The 17,479-nt window shown below is 58.0% G+C and carries 15 protein-coding genes; 8 read left to right on the top strand and 7 right to left on the bottom strand.

Annotation, left to right across the window (positions count from 1 at the left end; genetic code table 11):
* Positions 1-73: 73 nt before the first annotated feature.
* The 4 genes from AC06G8_RS11350 (at position 74) to AC06G8_RS11335 (ending at position 4,515) form a co-directional block, all read left to right on the top strand.
* Positions 74-1,474 carry an ABC transporter substrate-binding protein gene (locus tag AC06G8_RS11350; RefSeq protein WP_480285346.1) on the top strand — a complete coding sequence of 467 codons (1,401 nt, stop codon included), beginning with the start codon at positions 74-76 and terminating at the stop codon, positions 1,472-1,474.
* A 145-nt stretch (positions 1,475-1,619) separates the two neighbouring features.
* A complete protein-coding gene (locus AC06G8_RS11345; protein ID WP_480285424.1) occupies positions 1,620-2,483 on the top strand; it encodes a carbohydrate ABC transporter permease in 864 nt (287 codons plus the stop codon).
* Positions 2,484-2,495: 12 nt separating this feature from the next.
* Positions 2,496-3,380, top strand: coding sequence for a carbohydrate ABC transporter permease (locus AC06G8_RS11340; protein ID WP_480285345.1), 885 nt, complete (start codon positions 2,496-2,498; stop codon positions 3,378-3,380).
* 88 nt (positions 3,381-3,468) lie between these two features.
* A complete protein-coding gene (locus AC06G8_RS11335; RefSeq protein ID WP_480285423.1) occupies positions 3,469-4,515 on the top strand; it encodes a glycoside hydrolase family 88 protein in 1,047 nt (348 codons plus the stop codon).
* Here the strand turns inward: AC06G8_RS11335 and AC06G8_RS11330 are convergent.
* The 3 genes from AC06G8_RS11330 to AC06G8_RS11320 all read right to left on the bottom strand — a co-directional run bounded on the left by AC06G8_RS11330 (position 4,512) and on the right by AC06G8_RS11320 (position 6,966).
* Positions 4,512-4,988 carry a hypothetical protein gene (locus tag AC06G8_RS11330; RefSeq protein ID WP_480285344.1) on the bottom strand — a complete coding sequence of 159 codons (477 nt, stop codon included), beginning with the start codon at positions 4,986-4,988 and terminating at the stop codon, positions 4,512-4,514. The genes AC06G8_RS11335 and AC06G8_RS11330 overlap by 4 nt on opposite strands.
* A gap of 123 nt (positions 4,989-5,111) precedes the next feature.
* Positions 5,112-6,596: an alpha-N-arabinofuranosidase gene (locus AC06G8_RS11325; protein WP_480285343.1), complete on the bottom strand. Its 1,485-nt coding sequence runs from the start codon at positions 6,594-6,596 to the stop codon at positions 5,112-5,114.
* A gap of 13 nt (positions 6,597-6,609) precedes the next feature.
* On the bottom strand, positions 6,610-6,966 hold the full coding sequence (locus AC06G8_RS11320; RefSeq protein ID WP_480285342.1) for a DUF6171 family protein: 357 nt from the start codon (positions 6,964-6,966) through the stop codon (positions 6,610-6,612).
* Between the two features lie 134 nt (positions 6,967-7,100).
* Here AC06G8_RS11320 and AC06G8_RS11315 point away from each other — a divergent pair, with 134 nt between their 5' ends.
* Positions 7,101-7,895, top strand: coding sequence for a helix-turn-helix domain-containing protein (locus tag AC06G8_RS11315; RefSeq protein WP_480285341.1), 795 nt, complete (start codon positions 7,101-7,103; stop codon positions 7,893-7,895).
* A gap of 92 nt (positions 7,896-7,987) precedes the next feature.
* On the opposite strand, the gene AC06G8_RS11310 is transcribed toward AC06G8_RS11315, so the two are convergent.
* Positions 7,988-8,863 (bottom strand): helix-turn-helix transcriptional regulator, encoded by an 876-nt coding sequence (locus tag AC06G8_RS11310; RefSeq protein WP_480285340.1) that lies wholly within the window; start codon positions 8,861-8,863, stop codon positions 7,988-7,990.
* Positions 8,864-9,039: 176 nt separating this feature from the next.
* On the opposite strand from AC06G8_RS11310, the gene AC06G8_RS11305 reads away from it, so the two are divergent.
* The gene (locus AC06G8_RS11305; RefSeq protein WP_480285339.1) at positions 9,040-10,902 is read left to right on the top strand and encodes a beta-L-arabinofuranosidase domain-containing protein; all 1,863 of its coding nucleotides are present in this window, start codon (positions 9,040-9,042) and stop codon (positions 10,900-10,902) included.
* Between the two features lie 218 nt (positions 10,903-11,120).
* Here the strand turns inward: AC06G8_RS11305 and AC06G8_RS11300 are convergent, their stop codons facing one another.
* Positions 11,121-12,398, bottom strand: a complete 1,278-nt coding sequence (locus AC06G8_RS11300; RefSeq protein WP_480285338.1) for an MFS transporter — start codon at positions 12,396-12,398, stop codon at positions 11,121-11,123.
* The gene (locus tag AC06G8_RS11295) at positions 12,395-13,048 is read right to left on the bottom strand and encodes a TetR/AcrR family transcriptional regulator (RefSeq protein ID WP_480285337.1); all 654 of its coding nucleotides are present in this window, start codon (positions 13,046-13,048) and stop codon (positions 12,395-12,397) included. The genes AC06G8_RS11300 and AC06G8_RS11295 overlap by 4 nt, the downstream gene beginning before the upstream one ends.
* 174 nt (positions 13,049-13,222) lie before the next feature.
* Here AC06G8_RS11295 and pepF point away from each other — a divergent pair, with 174 nt between their 5' ends.
* Complete coding sequence (gene pepF, locus AC06G8_RS11290) at positions 13,223-15,022, top strand: oligoendopeptidase F (RefSeq protein ID WP_480285336.1); 1,800 nt, start codon at positions 13,223-13,225, stop codon at positions 15,020-15,022.
* A 77-nt stretch (positions 15,023-15,099) separates the two neighbouring features.
* Here pepF and AC06G8_RS11285 read toward each other — a convergent pair whose 3' ends face one another.
* A complete protein-coding gene (locus AC06G8_RS11285) occupies positions 15,100-15,930 on the bottom strand; it encodes an AraC family transcriptional regulator (protein ID WP_480285335.1) in 831 nt (276 codons plus the stop codon).
* Positions 15,931-16,042: 112 nt separating this feature from the next.
* On the opposite strand from AC06G8_RS11285, the gene AC06G8_RS11280 reads away from it, so the two are divergent.
* Positions 16,043-17,452, top strand: coding sequence for a HEAT repeat domain-containing protein (locus AC06G8_RS11280; protein ID WP_480285334.1), 1,410 nt, complete (start codon positions 16,043-16,045; stop codon positions 17,450-17,452).
* The last annotated feature ends 27 nt before the right edge of the window (positions 17,453-17,479 follow it).

Here is a 17,479-nt window from a genome sequence, read left to right as displayed (position 1 = left end):
CTTCCATCGGAGCTTGATACACTTTTCTTGTATCAACATCGCCACTCACTTCTACCCTGGAGGGATCATTCCATTGACCAAACGAAAGGGCTACATGTCGCTGCTTCTGTTCGGAGCCTTATCGTCCGCCGTCATGGCCGGATGCAGCAGCAACAACGGAGAGGAGACGGCTCCGTCTTCCTCGGCTTCAAATGGAAGCGCTGCCAGCACGCCGAAGGAGAAGGTGAAAGTCACCTTCTGGACCAATGCCCGGCATGATGCGGATCTGATGCAGGAAAAGATCAAGCAGTTCAACGAGATCAACAAAAGCAATATCGAAGTGGAATACCAGATCATGACGGACAATTATGAACAAGCGGTGCAGACGGCCATTCAGGCCGAAGAAGCGCCGGACATCATGAATGCCAAGATGAAGCTTAAATTCGAGGATCTGATCAAGATGAAAGCGATCGAACCGCTGGACAGCTACATCGGCGACGACGAGAAAGCGCGCTTCGGCGATCTGTTGAAGATGGATCGGCAAAACTTCCTCGACGGCAAGACGTACAGCTTGCCGAACTACGGGACGACATGGCGCCTCATCTACAACAAGGACTTGTTCGACAAAGCGGGAATCAAGGAAGCTCCCCGATCGCTCGACGAGCTGGTCGATGACGCCCGCAAAATAACGGAGGCTGGAAAAGCGGACGGAGCTTATGGATTCGCGATCAATATGAAAACGCCGTCGTCCGCCTTCGAGCGCGGCTTGCTGCCTATGGTTCGTCTCGACGGCAAGGATATTTACGATTGGCGCACGGGAAAGTATACGTTCGAATCGTTGAAGCCCTATGTGGAAGCTCTCAAAAAGATCGTCGACAGCAAGAGCATGATGCCCGGCTTCGAATCCCTCGATATCGATCCTCTCCGCAACCAGTTCGCGGCGGGCAAAATCGGCATGTATTTCTCCCTGTCGGCCGAGCCTGGCGTCTATAAGTCGCAGTTCCCGACCCAGATCAATTGGGGAGTGGCCCAGGTGCCGACCATGGACGGCGGAGCGCCGAAGGGAGCCAACTATATCAACGGCGGCGCATCCTGGCTCTATATGTCTTCCCAAAGCAAGCACAAGAAAGAAACCTGGGAAGTGATGAAATTCCTGTACAGCGACGAGGTTCTCGTTCCTTATTACGAGCAGGGCAAAGGGGTAAGCGTCGTGCCGAGCGTCATCAGCAAGGCCAAAGCTCCGGAGCTGAAAAACTTCCAGGAATTCGCGCCTAAAGAGGATGTCATGTGGCCGCCGTATCTCGCCCTGAATGTGGAAGGAAAAGCCTGGCAGAACGTGATCGCGGAATCGATCCTCGGGTTCCAGCCCATCGACAAGGCCATCGCGGACTTGAACAAGCGCTACAATGACAGCCTCGACAAGGAAGACCAGGCAGGAGGAACGAAACGAATCGTCATTCCGGATTGGGATCCAGCCAGCCAGCTGAAGAAGTGACGATCTGGAGGAATAGGCGGCCGAAGACGGCAGGCGGCATCCCGTCAATCCGGGAGCAGCCTGTCCTCTCGTTCGTCCGCCGGGAAAGGAGTTGGGCTGCGTGCCTGGTAAAAAGAAATGGAGCTATTATGCCGGCCCTTATCTGATGGTCTTCCCATGCGTCGCGATGCTGGCTGTCTTCGCCATCTATCCGCTTGGCTGGGCGTTCAAGTATATGTTCTACGATTACGACGGATTTACGCCTGCGCGATATATCGGGCTGGAGAACTTTGTCCGTTTATTTACCCGGGATACCCAGTACTGGGATTCCGTCGTCAACACCTTGATCTTCACCGTGGGCAAGCTCGTCGTTACCCTCCCGCTCGCGCTGCTGCTCGCATTCATCTTGAATCATCGCATCATCGGCCGCAATATGTTCCGGGCTGTCATCTTCATGCCGACGATCATCAGCACCGCGGTCATCTCCCTCGTCTTCTACTTGATGTTCAACTCCTATAACGGAATCGTGAACAACATGCTGCTGCAGCTCGGCCTCATCCAGTCGCCGATCGAGTGGCTGGGCGTCAAATACTCGATGGTTACCGTCATCATGGTCGCGATATGGGGAGCCGTCGGCAATTATATGGTGTTGTTCCTGGCCGGACTGCAAGGCATACCGAACGACCTGTACGAGAGCGCGTCCATCGACGGCGCGAACAAAAGGCAGCAATTCGTCCACATCACGATCCCGCTGCTCGGGCCGGTCATGCAAATCATCGTCATGCTGGCGATTGTGAACACGCTCAAAAGCTACGAAAGCATCATGGTGCTGACAGCCGGCGGGCCTGCAGGCAAGACCGAGGTCATGTATCTGTATTTGTTCCGGCTGTTCTTCCCGGTATCGGAGGGGGAGGCGGTCGTCCAGCAGTATGGCTATGGCGCAGCGGCGGGATTCGTATCCGCAGTCATTGTAGGAATCATTACGGGACTCTATCTGTACGGGTCCCGCCAATCAAGCAAGGTCCATTGAGGAGGCTGACGCATGAATAGCGCCACTGCGACGCGACAAGAAGCTAGGCGGCCTCTGAAGCTCGGCTCGTTGACCGGGTGGGCCGTTGTCTGGCTGTTCTTGATCGCCGTCCTTGTCTGTGTGTTGTATCCGGTCCTGTTCACCGGGTTCGGTTCCTTCAAGACGAACAACGAGCTGCTGGGAAGCGCGAGCATACTTCCGGCGGACTGGAGATGGGGCAATTACGCGGAAGCCTGGCAGAGGGCGAATTTTTCCCGCTATACGTGGAACAGCGTCTTCCTGTCCGTCACCTCGACGGCTCTCAATCTGCTCGTATGCTCCATGGGCGCCTATGCGCTTGCACGCAGGCATTTCCCCGGCCGCAAAGCGATTCTATTTCTGCTGGCCGCCACGATGTTCATCACGATCGGGGCGATCACATTCCGTCCGCTCTACGACCTGATGAAGGACATCCATATGCACAAGTCGCTATGGAGCGTCGTGCTTATATTCGTAGGCACTCATTTATCGTTCAATATCTTCCTGCTGGAGCGGTTCGTCCATTCCATTCCGAAAGATCTGGACGAAGCGGCTACGATCGACGGAGCCGGTTTCTTCGGCATCTACTGGCGGATCATTTTGCCGCTGCTCGGTCCGGGCTTGGGAGTCGTCGGGCTGTTTTCGTTCCGGGAGTCATGGAACCAGTATGTGCTGCCGCTTATCTTCACGATGACGCAGCCGGACAAGCAGCCGCTCACGGTCGGCGTCGTGGCGCTCAAGTATTCCGCCAACGCGGCCGCGGAATGGAACTTGATGCTGGCCGGCTCGATGCTGTCGATGCTGCCGATCCTGATCGTCTATTTCTTTACCAACAAATCGTTTATTTCGGGGCTTACGAACGGATCTGTCAAAGGCTGAATCCTCCCCGGCAGAAGAGAGGTCGGTTCCATTGGTTGCATTGGATCTAGTCAACATCTGGCGTGATGTCGAGGCGAAAGCTCATCTCATGCTGGAGAGGATCGGGGAGAGGTCGCCTCATGCCGCCGTTGACGGAATGTACGACGACAAGCGGCTTGACTGGTGGACATCCGGCTTTTGGCCGGGCATTCTCTGGATCATGTACGGGATGACCGGGGACGGGAAGTTTCGGGATCAGGCCTGGAATTGGGATGAGAAAATCGAACGGTGCATGGTCCAGGAGTCGAATCTGCATCATGATGTCGGCTTTCAGTTCCTTCCTACCGCCGTTGCCAAGTATAAGCTGACGGGCGATCCCGACGGGCGCCGCAGGGGACTGGCCGCCGCGAATTTCCTGGCGGGACGGTTCAACCCGGCCGGCCGGTTTCTGCGGGCCTGGAATCAAGACAAGACGGGATGGGCCATCATCGACTCCTGCATGAACTTGTCGCTGCTGCTCTGGGCGTCGGAGGAGCTTGGTGATCCGCGCTTCCGTCATGTCGCTGCCGCTCATGCGGACACGGTGCTGGAGCATTTCATACGCGAGGACGGCTCCGTCAGGCATATCGTGTCCTTTGATCCGGAGTCGGGAGCTTTCCTCGAGGCGCTCGGCGGACAAGGGCATTCCTCCGAGTCCGCATGGAGCCGCGGTCAGGCATGGACGCTGTACGGCTTGGCCAATGTGTACCGGCATACCGGCTGCGAACGGTATTTGCATGCCGCACAGCGCGTGGCTCATTATTTCATCGCCTCGCTGGAGGAGGATGACGTTCCGTTATGGGATTTCCGCACCGGCCAAGATGAAGAGCAGCCTAGAGACACTTCGGCAGCGGCTTGCGCGGCATCCGGCCTGCTCGAGATCGCCGCGCTCGTTCCTGCCGCGAATGCCGGCTTGTACAAGCAGGCTTCCATCCGCATCCTGGATTCCTTGGCACGGAACTACGCTTCGTTCGATTCGACGAACGAAGCGATTTTACGGGATGGGACCGGACATAAGCCGAATGGCGAGAACATCCGGGTCGGCCTGATCTACGGCGATTATTTCTTCGTGGAGGCTCTCGCCAAGCTGAGCGGGTGGAAGCAACGCCATTTCTAACCGCGGGAAGAGGAGAGTTCATTCAGCCTCCCGCTGCGGATCAGCTGCCGCATGCGCGCATGTCTGAAGACGAAAAACAAATACACGCCGATATAGGTAGGCCAAGTCAGAAGGCCATTTCTGAAATGAAGCTCATCTTGAAAAACGGCTGTTGTACCCGACGAACCGGCTTGCACGGTCATCGTGTGCCTCCATGTTTTGATGATCGTACCCGTCTCATCCGTCGACAGGACCCGGCTGCGGTCATCGATGGAGAGAAACGAAATCGTATGGCGGCCGAGCGGAACGAGCTTGAACAGATCCATTCGGAGCGTAAATGACCGCGTCGACCACTGTTCGGGCATCCGATCCTTGCCCAGCGGCTTGAAGCCCATGAGCGGAGAGGCGACGAGTTGAAAGGTGGCAGGGGATTTTAAATGATTCCATAAGACGTCAGGGGAGATGGGCAGCTCCGATTTCATCTTGATGATCATGGTTCGATACCTCCTGGCTTGTCGGGATTAAGGATGAATACTGCCGAGCAAAAATAAAAGCGAGCCGCAGGCGCGGCTCGCTTTTTATTGGCGTTTCCATCTTCACGAGCTGCTGCTCCGAGTTTACAGCGTGAACCGGATCGTCGCAACCGATGCAGGGGGAAGCTTCACCGCAAAGCCGGAATCATCCTGTTCGATGCTGTCGAGCGCCTTCGGGACGACCTGTCCGGGATTGGCGAACGTATTGGCGGCATGGATGGAGTCTCCGGCCAGAAGCTGTCCGCTGCATTCGTACCGACCGCTCGACCCGCGCAGCTCCAGCGCAATGTCCGCCTGCTTCTCCGGATGGAGATTGTACAGGCTCACATGGATGACGCCGTCTTTGCGGGAAGCCGTTGCGCCGACCTGCGGCATCGCTGGCTGATTGGAACCCGCCTCATACGATCCAAACTCTCCGTGCAAGGCGAGCGCTTCGGTATCCTGGTGCACGGCATACAGCTGGAACGCATGATAAGTCGGCGTCAGCAGCATGCGCTCGCCTTCGGTCAGAACGACGGCCTGCAACACATTGACCATCTGGGCGATGTTGGCCATCTGGACCCGATCGCAATGCTTATGGAAGAGGTGAAAATGTATGGCGGCGACGAGAGCGTCCCTCATCGTATTCTGTTGAAAGAGAAAGCCTGGATTGCTTCCCGGCTCCACATCGAACCAGTCGCCCCATTCATCCACGATCAGACCGACCCGCTTCTGCGGATCGTATCGGTCCATTACCGTGCTGTGGCGCGTCAGCAGCTCATCCATATGGAAGGCCCTGCCGAGAGTACGGGCGTATTCCTCTGCGCCGAACTCCGTTGCCGAGCCTTTCTCCTGCCACGTCCCCGGAACGGTGTAGTAATGCAGACTGAGGCCGTCCATGTGACCGGCGGCTTTCTGCATCAGCACCTCGGTCCAGCGGTAGTCGTCGGAATTCGCTCCGCCGGCTATTTTGTACAGCTTGTTGTCCCCGTATTGGCGGCAGTACGTCTGGTATTGGCGGTACAGGTCGGCGTAATGCTCCGGCAGCATATTGCCGCCGCAGCCCCAGTTCTCGTTGCCGACGCCGAAGTAGGCGAGCTTCCAAGGCTTGTCCCGGCCGTTCTGCCTGCGCAGGTTGGCGAGAGGGGACTCGCCGTCGAACGTCATGTACTCCAGCCACTCCGACATTTCCTGAACCGTGCCGCTGCCGACATTGCCGCATATATATGGCTCGGCTCCGATCAGCTCGCATAGACGGAAAAATTCATGCGTCCCGAAGTGATTGGTCTCGACGACACCGCCCCAGTGGGTGTTGATCATCCGCTTGCGCGACTCGCGGGGACCGATGCATTCCCGCCAATGGTATTCGTCGGCGAAGCAGCCTCCGGGCCACCTCAGCACTGGAATATGGAGCTCCCGCAGAGCTTCCAGAACATCGTTGCGGATTCCGTCCGAATTGGGGATGGGAGAGTCTTCTCCGACCCAGAGGCCTTCGTAGATGCAGCGTCCGAGATGCTCGGCGAAATGCCCGTATAGATTGCGGTTGATCGTGCCTGTTGTCCAATCGGTATGTACGACGGCTTTCAACATGCGGATTCTCCTCTCAATTTTGAGCGTTTGCTCCTGCTTGAACGGCAATTTCCCAGCTGTCGCGCTTGTCGGCCGAAGGGTGCGGGCAACGACTGGACTTCAGCTTGGCCCGGATGGCGACGAGGCAGCCGCAGTGCATGCAAGTCGTGCCGTAGGACAAGCTCTCGCATGAGCCGCAAGCCGACAGCCGCTGTTCGTACAGGCGGTCGGACACGCTGTCTTCAGGACGAATCTTGGACAAGAACCTCGCCAGCTGCGATTCCGGAACGGCGACGCTCTCGCGGCAGCCTTTGCACGGATTATCGCTGCCAGCTGCTCTATCGGCTTTTCGGGCGATGTTTCGGTCCCGGGCGTACAAGCTCTCCGACAAGCTTCCAGCCTCCCTTTCTGTATGCGCTTTCTCAACCGTTCTGGTATGATTATATCGGTCCCGAGCGGCTTCAATCCATCCATTAAAATCTTCAAAAAACTGACCAATCGTGCTGAGAGAGGAGAATGCCGGCCTTGTTCCATCTGGTCAGCTGCGGATACCATTACGTTCATCCAGGCGGGCTCGCCATCGACCGTCCTCGCGGAGCGGGCAATTTCGCGTTCGTCTTCTTCCGCAGCAAGTCGGAAGTCATCGTTGAAGGAGTCCGCACAGTCGTGCCGTCCGGCACCCATATTTTGTTCCATCCCGCATCTTCCCATCGTTATGCCGGAATCGAGCCGCCTTTCGTCAACGATTGGCTCCACTGCGAGGGCGCGGGGATGGAGGACTGGCTGCGGGACATCCAGTACCCGATCAACGAGCCCGTAAAGGCGATGGATGCCCATCTCATCTCCAGATGCATCATCGAGCTGCAGAGAATCAGCAGCCACGGAGGTCAACTCGCAGCGTCCATACTGGATCTTGAACTCCGAAGCCTATTCATGAAGATCTGCAATTCCAAGGAAGCATGGACGCTTCCCGAAGGGCAGAACCATTACTACGGCGCTTTTGTCGAGCTGAGGAGCGAGCTCCATAATTCTCCCCAGACGCGAGTCTCCGTGGAAGAGCTCGCAGCGCGCGTCAATATGAGCAAATCGTACTTCCAGCATGTGTACAAGCAGTTTTTCGGGGTGTCGGTCATGGCCGACATCATCAGAGGAAGACTGGAGTACGCCCAGTATCTGCTCGTGAACAGCAGCCTGCCTGTAGCGGAGATAGCGGGAATATGCGGATACGACAATGACACCCACTTCATGCGCCAGTTCAAGAAATTCATCGGCGTCACACCGCGGGGATACAGGGTATCCAGTCTCGAAAAGAGACCTTGACCGCTGCTGCGCCCGGCAGCTGAACTCCGGGAAATCGAGAAGCTCGAGGAGAACTGCTACCTGCTGGACGGCAAACGGCGTGCGCCTGCGGCTCAGCTATGGTCGATCGTCCGATGCTTCCTGCGGAATTCCCGCGGCCGAAAGCCGGTATGCTTGGCGAAAGTCCGCACGAAGAAGGGGAAGGAGCCGAAGCCCGCTTCCTCGGCGATGGAGCCGATGGGCTCGTCGGTATGGATGAGGCGCAGCTTGGCCTGCTCGATCCGATACCGGGTCAAATAGGACAACGGCGTGCAGCCGAACACGCTGCGCATGCAGCGGGAAATGTAGTTCGGGTGGAAGTGGACCGCCTCCGCCAGATCCGCATAGGAGATCGGCTCGCGGTAGTGTTGGCGAAGATAGGATGCCGCATGCTCCGCGATCGCAAGACGAGGGTTCGCGGGCGGCTGCAAAACGGCGCCTTGCAGCAGCGTCAGCAGCATGTCCTGGAACAGGTTCTGCTGCTTCAGACGGTCGAGCACGGAAGGCGCGTCCAGCAGATGGTTCAGCTGGCGCAGCAGGCTGTAGACGGAATCGGGTTGGACGATGCTGCCGAACCGGGGAAGCTGAAAGGCGAATTGATGGATGCGGATGAACGGATCGTCGGCCGTCCGGGCATGCGGCTCCGCACTGTCCGCCGTCTCGCTCCAGGCACCCAGCGTATGCAGATGGACCCAGAAGAAATGGGTATCGCTGCTGCACGGCTTATAGGAGCGGTGAGCGCGATCCGGCCTCAGCAGCAAGTATTGACCGGCACCGACATCAAACGTCGATTGCTCCTCGGCAACATAGAGGCAGCCCTTCGTGACGACGAGAAGGTCGAACACGCCGATGTCCCTCCGCGCGGGATGCGTGCGCCCGGACCCGTAGGTATCTTCGCCGCTGAAGATGTAATGGGGCAGCGGAGGCGCGACAAAACGTATTTCCGACATTTAGGTTCGGCTCCTGACGGTTTAATCAATTCTTAGAATTGAAGTCTCATTCTATTAGAACATTATGGATGCGCTAAAGTCCAGATCGGACAAAAGCAGGTCGTGATTCGATCTTATCCGCATGACGCCGGCCGTGATATATTCCCTGGGTAATGCAACCGAAAGGGGAATCGGATATGAGCTTGAACGGATCGGCTTATGAAACGCTGCCGCTTGGCCGCATTGTGCCGCTTGGCTGGATGAAGGATCAGCTGCTGCTGCAAGCGGATGGCCTGACAGGTCATCTGGAGGAGCATTGGGACGATGTCGGTCCGGGCAACGGCTGGATCGGAGGCTCCGGAGAAAGCTGGGAACGAGGACCCTATTACTTGGACGGACTCGTTCCGCTCGCCTATCTGCTCCAGGACGAGCGCCTCATCGCCAAAGCCCGGCGCTGGATCGAATGGTCTTTGGCCAGCCAGAGGGAGGACGGCTCCTTCGGCCCGGACCGGATCGAGTCTGTCAATCAGGATATAGACAAGAGCCAGGATTGGTGGCATTACATGATCATGATGAAGGTCATGATCCAGTACGAGGAAGCGACCGGCGACAGCCGCATCGTTCCTTTCCTCATCCGATTTTTCCGGTATATGCATAGGAACATCCAAGACCATCCGCTCAAGGACTGGGCCGTTCCGCGCGGTGCGGAGCTGATGCTGGCGCTTCATTGGACATATAGAAGGAGCCCGGAGCCTTTTCTTCTGGAGCTGTCGCAGACGGTATCGGAACAGACGACGGACTGGACAGCCATCCTGGAACGCTTCCCGTTCTGGCGGAAGGTCGAGCACTGGGATCACCGCACGCATGTCGTCAACGTGGCGATGGGAATCAAGACGCCTGGCCTGCTCTACGAGCTGACGGGCGATGAGAAGCTCCGATCGGCCGTCCACTGCGGCATCGACAGCCTGATGGCCTATCACGGCCAAGCCCATGGGATGTTCTCGGGCGATGAGTGGCTGTCCGGGACGCATCCTTCCCAAGGCGTTGAATTATGCGCCGTCGTCGAATACATGTTCACCTTGGAGCAGCTGGTCCGCATTTTCGGAGATGGACGTTTCGGCGACATCCTGGAGAAGGTCGCCTTCAACGCGCTTCCTGCGGCGATATCGGCCGATTGGACCTCCCATCAATATGACCAGCAGGTCAACCAGATCATGTGCAGCGTAGCCAAGCGGAACTGGAGCAACGGCGACGAAGCCAATCTGTTCGGCCTTGAGCCGAACTTCGGGTGCTGTACGGCCAATATGCATCAAGGCTGGCCCAAGCTGGCCGCGCATGCCTGGATGTCCGACCGCCGCGGCGGGCTTGCCGCCGTCTCTTACATTCCTTGCGTCGTGAAAGCCGCTGTCGGGAGCGGCAGCGAAGCCGAGCTGACCGTCAGCGGCGGTTACCCGTTCAGGGAGAACGTCTCCATCGGATTGTCGCTCGCCGGACCGGAGAGGTTCGCCCTTCATTTGCGAATTCCTGCCTGGTGCGGGGAGCCAGCGCTGTCCATCAACGGCAAGCACGTTCAGCTGCAAGCCGTCAATGGCTTTGCGATTGTGGAGCGGGAGTGGAAGGACGGCGATGTCATCGAGCTGGGCCTGCCGATGAAGGTCGAGCTGGCCTCGCGCAATATGGATGCGCTCAGCGTGGAACGCGGTCCTCTTGTCTATGCGCTACCGATCGGCGAGAACTGGCTGCCGCATATCCGTCGGGAGAAGTTCAGCGATTGGGAGATCTATCCGACGACGGCATGGCGGTACGGGCTCATGGAGGATGCGGGCTTCGAATTCGCGAGCGGAGAGATTCCTTCCCAGCCCTTCCTGGCAGCGCATTCGCCCGTGAAGCTGAAGACGAAGGGCAAGCTCGTGCGCAATTGGCCGATGGCCGGGAACAATGCGGATTCTCCGCCTCTGAATCCCGCGACGGAAGGGCAGGAGGAGCAAGAGCTCATCCTCGTTCCTTACGGAGGCGCGAAGCTTCGGATCGGAGAGTTTCCGAGAATTCAATCCCGCTAGCAGGGGGAAGAAAAGTGGACTGAAATTCCGCCGTCATCGGCATGCACCAGGGAGAAAACGCTGTCTGGCTGAAGTCCGGCAGGTGAAAATGCCGGGAAGTCATGGCCATGCCGAGTGCCCGAGCTCTGTCGGCTGACGGCATGGCGATGTCTGAAGGTTGAGCTTGTCGGCTGTCATCCATGTTGGCAGCCGACTGTGCGGCAGGCTTGAATGCAGCATCAGCTTTGTTCGCCATCGGCTGATACTGCCAACCGCGCTCCTTGATGGAGCTTGCGGACAAGCCGGGGAAGCGAGGCCAGATAAAATCCGCTGACCGCAACGGTGCATAGGGCAACGGAATAATGCAGCCATGTGACCGAGATCCAAGCGGGGAAAGCAAGCGCGATACACCCGAGAGCCAATGAATGCCCCAGCATCATGACTGGCTCGATGAGAGCATTGACCCGCCCCATTCTCTCCGGAGGGACAAGCTCAGGCATCCAGCTCCCGAGCGCGATATTGATGGGAGCGATGGCGATTCCGGCAAAAAAGATAAGGATGAGATACAGTTCAATCCGATCCGCCAAGCCCAGGCCGGCAATAAGCAGGCTGGATAGAAAGAGGCCGCCGATCAGGATCGGAGCTCTCGTCAGCCGGCGTATCATCCATGGACCGAGCAGGCTGCCGATGAGGAAGCCTATGCCGAGGAATACCGTAATCAGCGATGAGTGGAGAACGTATTGATCGGGGCTCAGCTTGTATTTCATGGCGAAGATGGGGAGCACGGCGAACACGCCGTTGACGAGGCCGAAAAACAGGAACCCGCTGATCAGGACCAATAACAGACGATTGCCCATCAAGTAACGGAGGCCATGCCAAAAGTCCTTGAGAAGCAGAGAGAATCGGAGATCTCGGATGCGGCTCTTTCCATTTGGAGTGCGGGCATGTGAAGGGAAATCCCCCCGTGAAATCAACAGGCCGGAGACCAGAAAGCTGATGGCGTCCACGATGATTGCGCCTTCAATTCCGATGAAACGATAGGCAGCCGCGCCGAGACTCATGCCGAAAAGCATGAACATGCCCATCACCATCTGATTGAGGCCAGATGCCTGTACATAAGCGTCCTGAGGAATACTGCCTTGAAGGAGACCCATTTCGGCGGGACCGAAAAATTTGGAGATCGAGCTGCGGAGAAACAAAACCAGGAAGCAGGCGAGCAGCAGATCGAAATGGACGAACAGAAGCAGGAGCGAGGTAAGGCCCGCCCGAATCCAGTCGCTGTACGCCGCGATGAGCTTGCGGTCGAATCGATCCGCAATAACCCCAACGATCCAGAATACCGCCAGTGTAGGGAGGGAGTACATGAGCTCAGCCGTCGCCGCCAGCGATGGCTGTTTGCTGTACCGGTCGACCAGATAGAAGGCGAATGCCATATTTCCGACTACGCTGCCCAGCTGCGAGGCGAAGGCCGCGAAGAACAGCTTGCTGAACGTCGGATTGCGAAACAGCGTCCTCATTTGATCTCCCCCCGGGATGGCAGGCGGCTGTCCGTCACAGGCTGAAGCAGAGACTTCAAATATTCCAGAAGCGCTTCGATCTGCATCGGGGAATTCGCCTTCCCGGCTCCAACCGCGTAGGTATGGGTTACGATGCCCTCTTGAAAAGAAGCGGCAAGCCGGGATATGTCCAGCACGTCCAGGACGGGATTGAATTCTCCGCGGTCGATGCCGGCTTGGAGAAGGCCAGCGAATTGGGCGATGCCCTTCTCGTAGCGGCGGTGAAGAAGCTCGCGGCGCGCTTCATCTCTCCAGCCGACCAGGAAATACTCATAGAATGCGGGCATGAGGCCGCGATCCGATGAGCTCGCCCATTCATTCAGCCGCATGGAATACGAAGCGGAAATCACATCCCATACCGAAGCCGACGATGCCTCAAGCCCTTTAAGGTAGCGGTCGTGATCGGCATCCTGATGGTCCAGGAGCGCCTCGAAAATTTCTTCCTTGGTCTGAAAGTACAAGTATATCCATCCTCGGCTCATTCCGGCTTCTTCGATGATGTCCTTGAGCGTCGCAGACCCGAACCCTTTCTCGGCAAATACGCGCTTGGCCGCTTCAAGGATTTGTTGCCTCCGCTGTTCCTTGCGTTCTTCAGATAGTTTAGGCGACATTTCCGTACCCCCCCCCACAAAATGAACTACATGTCATTTTGAGTATAAAGAGAATGGTTTCCTATTTCAACTCTATTTTCCATCCAAAACCAATTGGCGGCATAGACAGCCATGATACAATGGAGATATTTGGAGGCGCCAAGCCTGGATGCATCCGGAAGGAGAGTGTTGATCATGTCGAAAATCTTGACCCGGTCCGAGGTCGACGTAGAGACGACTTGGGATTTGCGCGACATTTTTGAAACGAAGGAAGCTTGGGAGCAGGAATGGAATGCCGTTCGGCAGGATCTTCCTTCCGTCACGAAATACGAAGGCACGTTAGGCGAAGGCGCGGACAAGCTGCTCGCCTGCCTGATCGCCCAGGAAGAGCTGCAGAGCCGGATCAGCCGGGTGTACGCGTATGCCCATCTGCATCAATCCGGAGACAGCATCGATCCGGACAATCAGATGAACGCCGCCAAAGCCCGCGATCTTTCCTCGCAGGCCGGCTCCGCTTTTTCCTTCATCAAATCGGAAATCATCTCGCTCCCGGACGAAACGATCGCCAGGTATATGAGCGAGCAGCCCGCTTTGCGGGATTTCGAGCGGAGCCTCGGCTTGCTGCTGCAGACGAAGCCCCATCGGCTGACGGCGGAGACGGAAAAGGTTCTGGCTTCCTTCGGCGAAGTGCTGGGCGCGCCATACCGCATCTACGAACGCGGCAAGCTGACGGATATGACCTTCCCGGCCGCGAAGGACGGGAGCGGGAAAGAGCTGCCGGTTTCGTTTGCGCTCTATGAGAACAAATACGTGGAGTCGCCGGATACGGAGCTGCGGCGCAATGCGTTCAAAGCGTTCAGCGGAACGCTGCACAAATACCGCAACACCTTCGCCGAAGCCTACGGCACCGAAGTGAAGCGCCAGGTGATCGAGTCGCGTCTGCGGGGATATGAGTCCGTCACGGACATGCTCTTGTCGCCGCAGCAGGTGACGGCCGAAATGTACGCCAACATCCTGGACATTCTGCAGGAAGAGCTGGCGCCTCATATGCGCAAGTACGCGGCGCTCAAGAAGCGGGTGCTTCGGCTGGACGAGATGACGTTCGCGGATCTGAAAGCTCCGCTCGATCCCGATTTCAGTCCCGGCATTACGTTCCAGGAAGCGGGAGAGCTGATCAAGGAAGCCCTTGCCGTCCTCGGGCCCGAATACGGCGAGATCGTGTCGGATGCATTCCGGGACAGGTGGGTCGATTATGCGGACAACGCCGGAAAGCGAACCGGCGCGTTCTGCATGTCGATTCCCGGCGTCCACTCCTATATTCTGATCAGCTGGGCGGACAGCATGAGAGGCGCATTCACGCTCGCCCACGAGGTAGGGCATGCGGGCCATCTGATGTTGGGAAGCCGTTATCAGCGCCCGACGAACGCAAGGCCGTCGCTTTATTTCATCGAAGCGCCATCGACGATGAACGAGCTGCTGCTGGCGGATCATCTGCTGTCCCGCTCGGAGGATCCCCGCATGCGCCGCTGGGTCATATCCCAGCTGCTCGGCACTTATTTCCACAACTTCGTCACCCACTTGCTCGAAGGCGAGCTTCAGCGCCGCGTCTACGGCCTTGCCATGAAGGACGTGCCGATCACGGCCGTGAAGCTGTGCGAGCTGAAGGGAGACATCCTCTCTTCGTTCTGGGGTGAGGATGTCGTCATCGATGACGATGCCAAGCTGACATGGATGCGCCAGCCGCATTATTATATGAGCCTGTATCCCTACACCTATGCGGCTGGATTGACCGTCTCCACTGCGGCAGCGCAGCTCATCCGGGAGGAAGGGCAGCCGGCTGTCGACCGCTGGCTCGAGGTGCTCCGCGCCGGCGGCTCGATGAGTCCGCTGGAGCTGATCCGGCTTGCAGGCGTCGACATGTCGAAGCCGGATCCGATCCGTACCGCCGCGGCCTACGTCGGATCCCTGATCGAAGAGCTGGAAAGCTTGTACTGACCGGCCACGCGTTGCAGGCAAACGATAAACGATAAAAACCAGCTTATGCCGACGGGATCGGCTCAAGCTGGTTTTTTTTATGCATACGCCGAACGGTACTCCGTCGGACTGTGACCTGTTTCCTTGCGGAAGCATTTGGCGAAGTAGTGGGTATCCGGGTATCCGGTCCGTTCCGCGATGTCCTTGACGCTGAGGGAGGTGGAGGCAAGCAGCTTGCGCGCCATGTCCATTCGCTTGCGGCTGATGTATTTGGCCGGCGGCATCCCGAAGTGCTTCTTGAAGTAGGAGATGAAATAGTTCGGATGAAGATGAAGGGAAGACGCCAGATCGTTGATGCTCAAGCTCTCCTGCAGATGGGATTCCACGTAATCCTGGATGACGCGGATCCTCTGCATGTCCTCGCTGCGATGGGTAAGCACCTGAACCGGAATGCTTTCCAGGAAGGAGGACAGAATTTCCAGCATGACCGCCTTCTCCCGGAGCAGCGTTACGAGGGAAGGGCGGGCATTCAGCTCCGCCAGCTCGGCGAACAGGCTCTGCATCCGCTGCGGATCGGGCGCATCGATGCAGAGCGGAGCGTCGATCCACTGGAACAAGTCGAACGGACCGACGCCGGCATTGAAGTGGCACCAGTACTTGGAGAAAGGCGGCTTGTCCGCAACAGCCGAATACGACTGCTTGACGAATGCCGGCATCAGGCATAGCTGGCCCGGCTTCGGGAAGCATTCCCGGCCGTCTACCTTGAGCCAGCCTTCCCCGTCCATAATGAAGTAAAGCCGGTTGAATTCAGGCACATAGTCCAAATCCCGCCAATCCGCCGTGCACTGGGTGCGGTGGGCGACCTGAACCCGGATCTGCAGGTTGCCGAGCAATTCAAGCAGCGTGGATTCCTCTTGTCGAAGCATCATTACTCCAGCCCCATCGCTTAGTTTTGTCCCCTATTCCCTTAGGAACTTCCATTCCCGCCCATGGAATCGCGAACTATAATCAGTGTATCAGATTCCGGGAGGGACATCGATCATGACCACGATCCACAAGCCGGCCTTGCTTACAGACGAACAAATGAAAACGTTTATCCGCGACGGAGTGCTGCTGCTCCAAACCGACTTTCCGCAGCAGTTCCACGACGGACTCGTCTCTCAGCTGAATGAGGTCTACAACGAAGAAGGCAATCCGGGCAACAACATTCTGCCGCGGATCAGGGACCTGCAGAAGGTGTTCGACCATCCGGTCGTGACCGGCGCGCTCACAAGCGTGCTCGGACCCGATTACCTGATGCATACTCACCGTCACGGCCACTTCAACGCCTCAGCGCAGCCGGGAGGCTGGCATAAGGACAGCTACTGGGGTTATGACCGGATGAGGAACCACCATCCCTGGTGGGCGATGATCATGTATTTTCCGCAGGATACGCCTCTTGAGCTGGGACCGACAGGAATCTTCCCGGGCACCCAGCTGCTGGAATCCCGCATCTTCGAGGACGAGAACCCGAAGGAAGAGGTGACGGCGCAGGGCGGAGCCGGCACCTTCGCCCTCATCCATTACGACATCTGGCATCGTTCCACTGCCAACGTGCTTGGCCAGCCCCGTTATATGCTGAAGTTCGAATTCATGCGCACGACGGCGCCGTCGGCGCCATCCTGGGACTGCCGGAATCCGGTATGGGCACCGGCAGCGGATGCGGCTGCCGGACAATGTGATGCGGCCATCATCTGGGAAGAGACGTGGAACTGGCTCTCCGGACGGATCGGCAGCCTGGCGGATTCTCAGCCGGACGATGCGGAAGCCATTGCCGAGCTTGCGGGCGCTCTTGCCGGCTCGGATGAGCGGTCAGCCCTTGACGCGGCTTACAGCCTGGCCGCCAGAGGCCAAGGGGGAATCGCTGTTCTGGAGGAGGCTTTGAGACAGGAGGACAGCCGAATATCCCGTATGGCTGCCTACGGCCTGTCGGCTGCCGGAGCCGGATCGGTTGCCGGCCTGCAGGCGGCGCTTGACAGCTCCGACACCGCGACGGTCTGCCATGCCGCGTTCGCCCTTGGCGAGCTGAGAGAGCTTGCGGAGTCTGCAGTCCCGCAGCTTGCCGCACTGCTGACAGGGCAGTCGGTTGAGGTTCGCCGCCAGGTCGTCGATTCGCTCGGACTGATCGGCACTCCGGCAGAACGAATCGTACCGGCGCTCATCCGCGGCTTGCGCGACGAGGACAATCAAGTCCGGTTCATGGCTGCTCTCTCGCTGCTGCGCTTGAAGGGAGCGGCTGCGGACGCCGTGCCTGAGCTGGCGGAAGCTCTGCAGGATCCGAACCGCTATGTGCGCGGACATGCGGCGGAAGCCCTGCGCTACATCGACAGCCCGGAAGCGCGGGAGGTTCTGTTCCGCGAGCTGTTCAACCTGCGCTGGTGCTCCGATACGACCAAGGCCAGCACGTTCTGACCGCAGGTTCTGCAGGTCCATAGAAAA

It is taken from the genome of Paenibacillus sp. SJS-P3, from assembly GCF_056711585.1.
This window is presented reverse-complemented; position numbering and strand designations above follow the sequence as displayed.

Bases quoted from the DNA above. Each gene is read 5' to 3' on its own strand.
- AC06G8_RS11280 (WP_480285334.1), top strand. From the start codon at position 16,043: ATGACCACGATCCACAAGCCGGCCTTGCTTACAGACGAACAAATGAAA.
- AC06G8_RS11340 (WP_480285345.1), top strand. From the start codon at position 2,496: ATGAATAGCGCCACTGCGACGCGACAAGAAGCTAGGCGGCCTCTGAAG.
- pepF (WP_480285336.1), top strand. From the start codon at position 13,223: ATGTCGAAAATCTTGACCCGGTCCGAGGTCGACGTAGAGACGACTTGG.
- AC06G8_RS11330 (WP_480285344.1), bottom strand. From the start codon at position 4,988: ATGATCATCAAGATGAAATCGGAGCTGCCCATCTCCCCTGACGTCTTA.
- AC06G8_RS11345 (WP_480285424.1), top strand. From the start codon at position 1,620: ATGGTCTTCCCATGCGTCGCGATGCTGGCTGTCTTCGCCATCTATCCG.
- AC06G8_RS11325 (WP_480285343.1), bottom strand. From the start codon at position 6,596: ATGTTGAAAGCCGTCGTACATACCGATTGGACAACAGGCACGATCAAC.
- AC06G8_RS11335 (WP_480285423.1), top strand. From the start codon at position 3,469: ATGCTGGAGAGGATCGGGGAGAGGTCGCCTCATGCCGCCGTTGACGGA.
- AC06G8_RS11310 (WP_480285340.1), bottom strand. From the start codon at position 8,863: ATGTCGGAAATACGTTTTGTCGCGCCTCCGCTGCCCCATTACATCTTC.
- AC06G8_RS11295 (WP_480285337.1), bottom strand. From the start codon at position 13,048: ATGTCGCCTAAACTATCTGAAGAACGCAAGGAACAGCGGAGGCAACAA.
- AC06G8_RS11285 (WP_480285335.1), bottom strand. From the start codon at position 15,930: ATGATGCTTCGACAAGAGGAATCCACGCTGCTTGAATTGCTCGGCAAC.
- AC06G8_RS11305 (WP_480285339.1), top strand. From the start codon at position 9,040: ATGAGCTTGAACGGATCGGCTTATGAAACGCTGCCGCTTGGCCGCATT.
- AC06G8_RS11300 (WP_480285338.1), bottom strand. From the start codon at position 12,398: ATGAGGACGCTGTTTCGCAATCCGACGTTCAGCAAGCTGTTCTTCGCG.